This window comes from Dietzia sp. UBA5065 (genome assembly GCA_002415925.1).
GTDB lineage: Bacteria > Actinomycetota > Actinomycetes > Mycobacteriales > Mycobacteriaceae > Dietzia.
Genome location: DIAZ01000038.1, coordinates 19536 through 27154, shown reverse-complemented (window position 1 = coordinate 27154; position 7619 = coordinate 19536). Strand labels below are relative to the sequence as shown.

The window sequence follows — 7619 nt, the reverse complement described above, 5'->3', positions numbered from 1 at the left end:
AGGTCGGCGTCCAGGCCCGCCGCCTCGAGCGCCTCGGCGATCACGGTCGGGTCCTCGATCCCCCGCCCCTGGTCGTGGATGCGGGTCCCGAGCTCGGTGTACAGCGGACCCAGGGCCTCCTGGCCGTGACGCCGGGCGGCGGCGATCGCCACGCGGACCGGCCCCCAGCCACGCTCCATCAGCTCGAGGTACTCCTCGGGCAGGTCGCGGCCGTCGTTGAGGACCGACAGGCTCATGACGTTCCAGGTCAGCTCGATGTGGCGGACCTTCTCCACCTCGAGGATCCAGCGGCTGGTCACCCACGCGAACGGGCACAGCGGGTCAAACCAGAAGTCGACGGAACGGGCGGTGGACGGCGTGGTCGATGTCATGTCCCCCATCTTCCCGGTCGCGGACCCCCACCGCCACCACCGGGGCTGGTAGGACTGGAGCGGTAGCCCACCCCCAGAACCGAGGTCACCCACGATGCGCTCCCTCAATCTCACCCGCGCCGACGCCGCCGCCCGCTCGGAGGTGCTCGACGTGGAGTCGTACGACGTGGACATCGACCTCACCGACGGTGGCGGCGGCCCGGGGTCGGAGACGTTCCGGTCGCGGACCGTGGTGCGCTTCTCCTGCGCCCGTCCGGGCGCGGAGACGTTCATCGACCTGCGGTCGGCGCGGATCAGGTCCGCGACCCTGAACGGCCGGGAACTGGTCGCCGCCGGGGAGGACGAGCGGTACGACGACGAGGACGGGCTGACGCTCCCCGACCTCCAGTCGACCAACGAGCTCGTGGTGGACGCCGACCTGGCGTACACCACGACCGGCGAGGGCCTGCACCGGATGGTCGACCCGGTGGACGGGCAGGTGTACCTCTACTCGCAGTTCGAGACGGCGGACGCCAAGCGCGTCTTCGCCTGCTTCGACCAACCCGACCTCAAGGCCCGCTATGCGCTCACGGTGACCGCTCCCGAGTCGTGGGTGGTTGTGGCCAACACGCTGGCGCAGGAGTCGCCCGCCGCGGGTGGCGGGGTGGTGCACCGCTTCGCCCCCACCGAGATCATGTCGACGTACCTGGTCGCCCTCATCGCCGGCCCCTACCACGTGGTGGAGGACGCCTACACCGACGAGCACGGCACCATTCCACTACGGCTGTTGTGCCGGGCCTCGCTGGCCGAGCACCTGGACGCCGACCGCCTGTTCGCCGAGACCAAGGAGGGCTTCGGCTTCTACCACCGCGAGTTCGGGCTGCCGTACGCGTTCGGCAAGTACGACCAGATCTTCGTCCCCGAGTTCAACGCCGGGGCCATGGAGAACGCCGGCGCGGTGACCTTCCTCGAGGACTACGTCTTCCGGTCCCGGGTCACCGGCTACCGCTACGAGCGGCGCAACGAGACGATCCTGCACGAGATGGCCCACATGTGGTTCGGGGACCTGGTGACCATGCGGTGGTGGGACGACCTGTGGCTCAACGAGTCGTTCGCGACCTTCGCCTCCGTGCTCGCCCAGGTGGACGCCACCCGGTACACCGACGCGTGGACCACCTTCGCGAACGTGGAGAAGTCATGGGCCTACCGTCAGGATCAGCTGCCCTCCACCCACCCCGTGGCCGCGGACATGACGGACCTGGAGACGGTCGAGGCGAACTTCGACGGCATCACCTACGCCAAGGGCGCCTCCGTCCTCAAGCAGCTCGTGGCCTACGTCGGTCGCGAGCCGTTTCTCGCCGGGCTGCGCGCGTACTTCGCCGAGCACGCCTTCGGCAACGCCCAGTTCGACGACCTGCTGTCCGCCCTGGAGAAGTCCTCGGGCCGCGACCTGTCCGGCTGGGCCGACCAGTGGCTCCGGACCACCGGCATCAACCCGGTCGCGGTCGAGATCACGACGTCGGCCGGGGGCGGGGCCGCCGGAACCATCTCCGAGCTGACCGTGGTCCAGGGCCCGGCCGCCCCGGGCGCCGGGGAGCTGCGCACCCACCGATTGGGCGTCGGCCTCTACAGCCGTGATGCCTCGGGGGCGCTGGTGCGGACCGCGCGGTCCGAGCTGGACGTCCACGACGCGCGGACCCCGGTCCCCGACCTGGCCGGGCACCCCGTGCCCGAGCTGGTGCTGCCGAACGACGACGACCTCACCTACTGCTCGGTGCGGCTCGACGCGCACTCCCTGGACACCGTGCTGGCCTCCCTCGAGGACATCGCCGACCCCCTCGCTCGGACCCTGTGCTGGTCGGCGTTGTGGGAGATGACGAGGGAGGCGCGGCTGCCCGCCCGTCGATTCGTGGAGGTGGTCTCGCGGGCCGCTCCGCGCGAGTCGCACATCGGTGTGGTGCAGCGCGTCCTGGCGCAGGCGCAGACCGCGCTGGCGAGGTACGCCGACCCGGACTGGGCGGCGGCCACCGGGTGGCCGCGGTTCTCCTCGGCGATGCTCGCCGCGGCCCGCGACGCCGAGGCGGGATCGGATCACCAGCTCGCCTTCCTCACCGCGCTGTGCGCCTGCCCGATCGGCACCGACCAGGGGCGGGTGCTGGCGGCGCTCCTCGACGCGGGCGCCGACGAGGCGGGGCTGCCCGGCCTGGCCGTCGACACCGACCTGCGCTGGACCGTCCTCACCGCGCTGGTCGCGGCCGGCGCCGAGGCCGGCGACCGGATCGACGCCGAGTTGGCCGCCGACGACACCGCGGGCGGAGCCCGGCGGGCCGCCACCGCGCGCGCCGCCCGCCCCACCGTCGGCGCCAAGGAGGAGGCCGAGGCACTGCTCCTGCGGACCGGGCCGGACGCGCCGAGCAACGCGATCGTCCGCGCGACGCTCCTCGGGCTGGACCTGCCCGGCCACGAGCACCTGCTCACCGGCGTGGCCGAGCGCTACCTGGACGACGTGACCGCGCTCTGGGCCGCCCGCCCCGGCGACCTCGCCCAGACCGTGGCCGAGGGGATCTTCCCCTCGTGGGCCGTGGACCCCGGGAGTGTCGAGCGGTTCCGGGCCGTCGTCGCCGACGACTCCCACCCGGCGGCCCTGCGCCGGATCATCTCGGAGCAGACCGCGGACATGATCCGGGCGCTGGCCGCCCGCGCCGTCGACACCGCCGAATCCGGGTAGTCCGGGCCTGCCGGACACGGGGTGGCGATCCTCGGCGGATACGCGTCCGCCCCTCCGGCATCACGTGCCAGAATCACCGGTCAGGAGAGTCGGCGCGCCGCGCGGGCCCTGACCGGTCAGGAGAACCCGTGCCCAGCGCTCATTCCTCCGCACGCTCGCGGTGGTCCCGCCGCCCGGGAGCGGCCACCGCCGCTGCGGTGACCGCCCTGCTCCTGGTGGCGTCCGGCTGTGCGACGCCCTCCCCTGACGGGGGAGACCCGCCGGGGCCGGTGCCCGAGGCGGTCCTGGTGGGCGAGTCGCTCGACGCCCCGAGCGCGCTCTCCCTCCGGCCGGGGACCACCGAGCTCTGGGTGACCAACTCCGGCGACGACTCGCTCACCGTGATCGACCTCGCCGATCCGGCGGCCAGCCGGGGCCTGCGGGACGGGTACGGGGAGCATTTCACCGCCCGGCCGTCGGGGATCGCGTTCAACGAGGACGGGTCGTTCTTCGCCGTGTCGAACGACTCCACCAACGAGGTCCGCGACATGGAGTTCGTGCTCAACCCGGAGCGGGACGCCCACTTCCGCAACAACAACTTCATGGGGCCGACCCTGTTCTCCCCCGACACGTTCGCCCGGGCGGGACAGAACAAGGACTATCTGGACGACTGGCCCCAGCCGGGGCTCAGCCACGACCCCCCGGACGACATCCCCCGGCACCAGTGCCCGGTCGAGTACTGGTCCGAGTCCATCTCCCGCTGCGTCTGGCCGCGGCAGGGCAGCCACCTCGACATGCTGCACGGCAACCCGCTCAGCACGGGCATCGTCCACGACTCGGTCAACGGGTACTTCGTGCTGGACGGGTGCGGGGTCGGCGACACGGCGGGCGGGTGCAGCGGTCCGGGCCACGTGGCCCGGATCGATTTCAACCGCGACCACCAGGAGGGCAACGGCTTCCACGGGGACGGCACCACCAGGCGCTACATCGACCTGCCCTACGAGCGCGTGGACGGCGTCCCCAGCGGGATGATGACCCGCGGCGGGTGGGTGTACTACTCCGACACCGGCGCGGGCGTGGTCCGCCGGTTCCAGCCGGACAGCGGGCGCGCCGAGGTCATGGTCGCCAACTGGAACGACTCCCCCGCCGGCCACGGCGAGCACGGCCCCGGCGTGATCGACTGGAGCCACCTCGAGGACGGCCCCGGGGACGGCGACGACCCGGCCACCGTCCGGACCTGGGTCGCCGAGCACGGCGACCGTGCCGCGATCGACGCCGCCGGCGACCGGTGGATCATGCCGCGGGAGACCCTCGCCGAGTACTCGTACGTGTGGGAGTCCACCGTCGAGGACGTCGCGCCCGGGACCGCCGCGCGCCCGTCCGGCCTCGCCGCCGGCGACGACTCGTGGTTCGTCGCCGACAACGACTCCGGCCGGATCCTCGAGTTCGGCTGGGACGGGTCGCCCGGTCGCGTCCTCGAGACGGGCAGGACGGGCGTGACGGGGTTGGCCCTGTCCGAGGACGGACGCTCCCTGTACTTCGCCGACGCCGACTCGAACGGGGTCTACGTCGTGCCGCTGGGGTGACCGGCCGGCCGGGTGTCAGGCCGCGTCGAGGTAGAGGTAGTCCTCCCAGTGGGGGCCGATCTCGCGCAGCTGGGAGACCAGCCGCCACGTGCGGCCCCTCGGGGCGACCAGGGGCGCTCGCAGCTCCCAGCCGAGCTCCGAGAGCAGCTTGTCCGCCTTGCGGTGGTTGCAGGGGGCGCAGGAGGCCACGCAGTTCTCCCAGTCGTGGGACCCGCCGCGACTGCGGGGGACCACGTGGTCGACCGTCGTGGCCTTGGCGTTGCAGTACCCGCACCGGTGGGAGTCCCGGTACATGAGTGCGGCCCGCGTCATGGGCACCTGCGCGCGGTACGGGATCCGCACGTACTCCCGCAGCATGATCACCGAGGGGACGCGCACCGCCGTGCCCACGGAGCGGACCAGGACCTCGGTGGGATGGTCGTGGACGACGACGGCCTTCCCGCCCAGCAGCATCACCACCGCCCGTCGCGCGGGAAGAGCGGTGAGCGCCTCGTATCCCGCGTTGAGCAGCAGTACGCGGGGCGCGGAGGCCAGCGGAGCGGCCGGTCCGGGCACGCGCTCGAGTAGGGCCGGGGGCCGTGGACCCCGTTGTCGGCCCTCCGGGTTCTCGCGCACCGCTGTGCCCATGGATGGTCTCCGCTCGTCTTCTCCGAGCCCAGTGCACCATGCTCAACCGGGCCCGCAGTGAACCTCGCCTGCAACGATGATGCACCCTCGATGAACTCTTCGCGCGCCTAACGCGTGACGGAAACCCGGATGCCCGCGTCAGCCCCCGGTCGGCTCGGTCGGACATCCCACCCGGAGCGCACGGGCATGATGGGGGCATGACGAGCAGTACGTTCTACGACGAGATCGGCGGCGCGGCGACGTTCCGCACGATGGTCCGCGAGTTCTACCGACGGGTGGCCGACGACCCGGTGCTGCGGCCGATGTATCCCGAGGAGGACCTCGGCCCGGCCGAGGACCGCCTGCGGATGTTCCTGGAGCAGTACTGGGGCGGCCCGACCACCTACTCCGAGCAGCGCGGACACCCTCGACTGCGGATGCGGCACAACCCCTACGCGGTGGACCGCGCCGCCCACGACGCGTGGCTCACCCACATGCTCGCCGCGGTGGACACGATCGACAGCGGGACCCTGGATGACGAACACCGCGCCGCGATGGTCGACTACATGACCCGCGCCGCGGCGATGATGGTCAACACCGCGGAGGGCTCGTGAGGCCCCCGGCCCACGCGTCGCGGCCGTGGGAGGACATGGTCCTCTACCAGATCTATCCGCGCTCCTTCGCCGACTCCGACGGCGATGGCCGCGGCGACCTGCAGGGCGTGATCGACCGCGTCGGATACCTGGAACTGCTCGGGGTGGACGGCGTGTGGCTCTCCCCCGTCATGCTGTCGCCCGGCGCCGATCACGGCTACGACGTGTCGGACCCGCGGGAGGTGGACCCGCTGTTCGGTGACCTCGACTCGCTGCGCCGGCTGCTCGAGGAACTGCACGCCGCCCGCATGGTCCTCATCATGGACCTCGTCCCCAACCACACGAGCGTCGAGCACCCGTGGTTTGCGGCCGCGCTCGCCGCGGGGCCCGGTAGCCCCGAACGGGACCGCTATTTCTTCCGCGACGGGCGCGGCGAGGACGGCTCGCGGCCTCCCAACAACTGGCCCTCGGTGTTCGGCGGGCCCGCGTGGACCCGCGTGACGGAACCGGACGGCTCGCCCGGCCAGTGGTACCTCCACCTGTTCGCCGCCGAACAGCCTGACCTCGACTGGTCGCACCCCGACGTCGCCGACGATCTCGAGCGGACCCTACGGTTCTGGCTGGACCTGGGCGTGGACGGGTTCCGGATCGACGTGGCGCACGGCCTGGCCAAGCCGGACGACCTGGCGGATCTGCCCGACGACCTCGAGGTGGCCCAGCTCGTCGTCGACCCGCGCGACGCGCGCTGGGACCGGCCGGGCGTCCACGACATCCACCGACGGATCCGCTCGGTCGTCGACGAGTACCCGGGCGCCGTCACCTTCGGCGAGGTCTGGGTGGGACCCGTCGACCGGTTCGCGCGCTACCTCCGCGCCGACGAGCTGCACTTCGCGTTCCACTTCGCCCTCACCGGCGCGCCCTTCGACGCCGGCGCCGTCCGGGCGGCGGTGGAGTCGACGCTGGAGGCCTCTCGCATCTCCGGCTCGACGCCGACGTGGGCGCTGTCCAACCACGATGTGGTGCGGGAGGTGACCCGATACGGGAACGGCGCGCCGGGAACCGCGCGGGCCCGCGCCATGCTGCTGGTCGAGCTGGCACTCCCGGGGATCGCGTTCCTCTACAACGGCGCCGAGCTCGGCCTGCCGAGCGACTTCTCGATCCCCCACGACAGGCTGACCGATCCCACCTGGGAACGCTCCGGCCACGCGGAGATGGGCCGGGACCACTGTCGGGTCCCGATCCCGTGGGAGGGACCCGAACCCCCGTACGGGTTCTCGACCTCGCCCGACACCTGGCTACCGATGCCGGGGAACTGGGGCCGCCTCACCGTGGAGCCCCAGCTCGAGGACCCGGGGTCGATGCTCTCGCTGTACCGTGCCGCGATCGAGATCCGGCACGCGTGGTCCGGACCGGACACCGCCTCGGTCGACTGGTACGGCGCCCCGTCCGGGTGCCTGGCGTTCCGTCGCGGGGACGGCGTGGTGTGCGCGCTCAACGCCTCCACCCGCTCCGTGCCCCTCCCGGACGGCGACGTGGTGCTCGCCTCCGGCCCCCTCGCGTCGCACCCCCCGACCGGTGCTGTCCTGCCGCCGGACACCGCAGTATGGTTACGACCACACTAGGAACGGGGCTTAAACATGAGGTTGGCGGAGAAGACGGCGATCGTCACCGGCGGTGCCGGCGGGATCGGCAGGGGCATCACCCGCGCGTTCGTCAAGGAGGGCGCGTCGGTCCTCGCCGTGGACATCAACGACGAGGCCGGCGCGGCCCTGGTCGA

6 protein-coding genes and 1 pseudogene are annotated in these 7619 nt (G+C 72.3%); 5 read left to right on the top strand and 2 right to left on the bottom strand.

The features are described 5' to 3' along the window. Positions 1-371 (bottom strand): annotated as a pseudogene (locus tag B4M60_RS02845) (DsbA family protein); the annotation flags it as partial. Positions 372-465: 94 nt separating this feature from the next. Between B4M60_RS02845 and pepN the strand changes: the two are divergent. Both pepN and B4M60_RS02835 read left to right on the top strand, forming a co-directional pair. Continuing rightward, complete coding sequence (gene pepN / locus B4M60_RS02840; RefSeq protein WP_291080091.1) at positions 466-3078, top strand: aminopeptidase N; 2613 nt, start codon at positions 466-468, stop codon at positions 3076-3078. 128 nt (positions 3079-3206) lie between these two features. Then, on the top strand, positions 3207-4643 hold the full coding sequence (locus B4M60_RS02835) for a hypothetical protein (RefSeq protein WP_291080089.1): 1437 nt from the start codon (positions 3207-3209) through the stop codon (positions 4641-4643). Positions 4644-4658: 15 nt separating this feature from the next. Here the strand turns inward: B4M60_RS02835 and B4M60_RS02830 are convergent, their stop codons facing one another. Next, positions 4659-5270 (bottom strand): HNH endonuclease, encoded by a 612-nt coding sequence (locus B4M60_RS02830; protein ID WP_291080087.1) that lies wholly within the window; start codon positions 5268-5270, stop codon positions 4659-4661. A gap of 197 nt (positions 5271-5467) precedes the next feature. Here B4M60_RS02830 and B4M60_RS02825 point away from each other — a divergent pair, with 197 nt between their 5' ends. From B4M60_RS02825 to B4M60_RS02815, 3 genes are all read left to right on the top strand, one after another. After that, positions 5468-5863: a globin gene (locus tag B4M60_RS02825; RefSeq protein WP_291080085.1), complete on the top strand. Its 396-nt coding sequence runs from the start codon at positions 5468-5470 to the stop codon at positions 5861-5863. Positions 5864-5898: 35 nt separating this feature from the next. Further along, complete coding sequence (locus B4M60_RS02820; protein WP_291080099.1) at positions 5899-7464, top strand: glycoside hydrolase family 13 protein; 1566 nt, start codon at positions 5899-5901, stop codon at positions 7462-7464. A gap of 15 nt (positions 7465-7479) precedes the next feature. Continuing rightward, positions 7480-7619: SDR family NAD(P)-dependent oxidoreductase (locus B4M60_RS02815; RefSeq protein ID WP_291080097.1), on the top strand; the 140-nt coding region annotated here is incomplete at its 3' end.

Excerpts from the sequence above, each read along its gene's own strand:
- pepN (WP_291080091.1), top strand. The coding sequence starts at position 466 with ATGCGCTCCCTCAATCTCACCCGCGCCGACGCCGCCGCCCGCTCGGAG.
- B4M60_RS02830 (WP_291080087.1), bottom strand. The coding sequence starts at position 5,270 with ATGGGCACAGCGGTGCGCGAGAACCCGGAGGGCCGACAACGGGGTCCA.
- B4M60_RS02825 (WP_291080085.1), top strand. The coding sequence starts at position 5,468 with ATGACGAGCAGTACGTTCTACGACGAGATCGGCGGCGCGGCGACGTTC.
- B4M60_RS02820 (WP_291080099.1), top strand. The coding sequence starts at position 5,899 with ATGGTCCTCTACCAGATCTATCCGCGCTCCTTCGCCGACTCCGACGGC.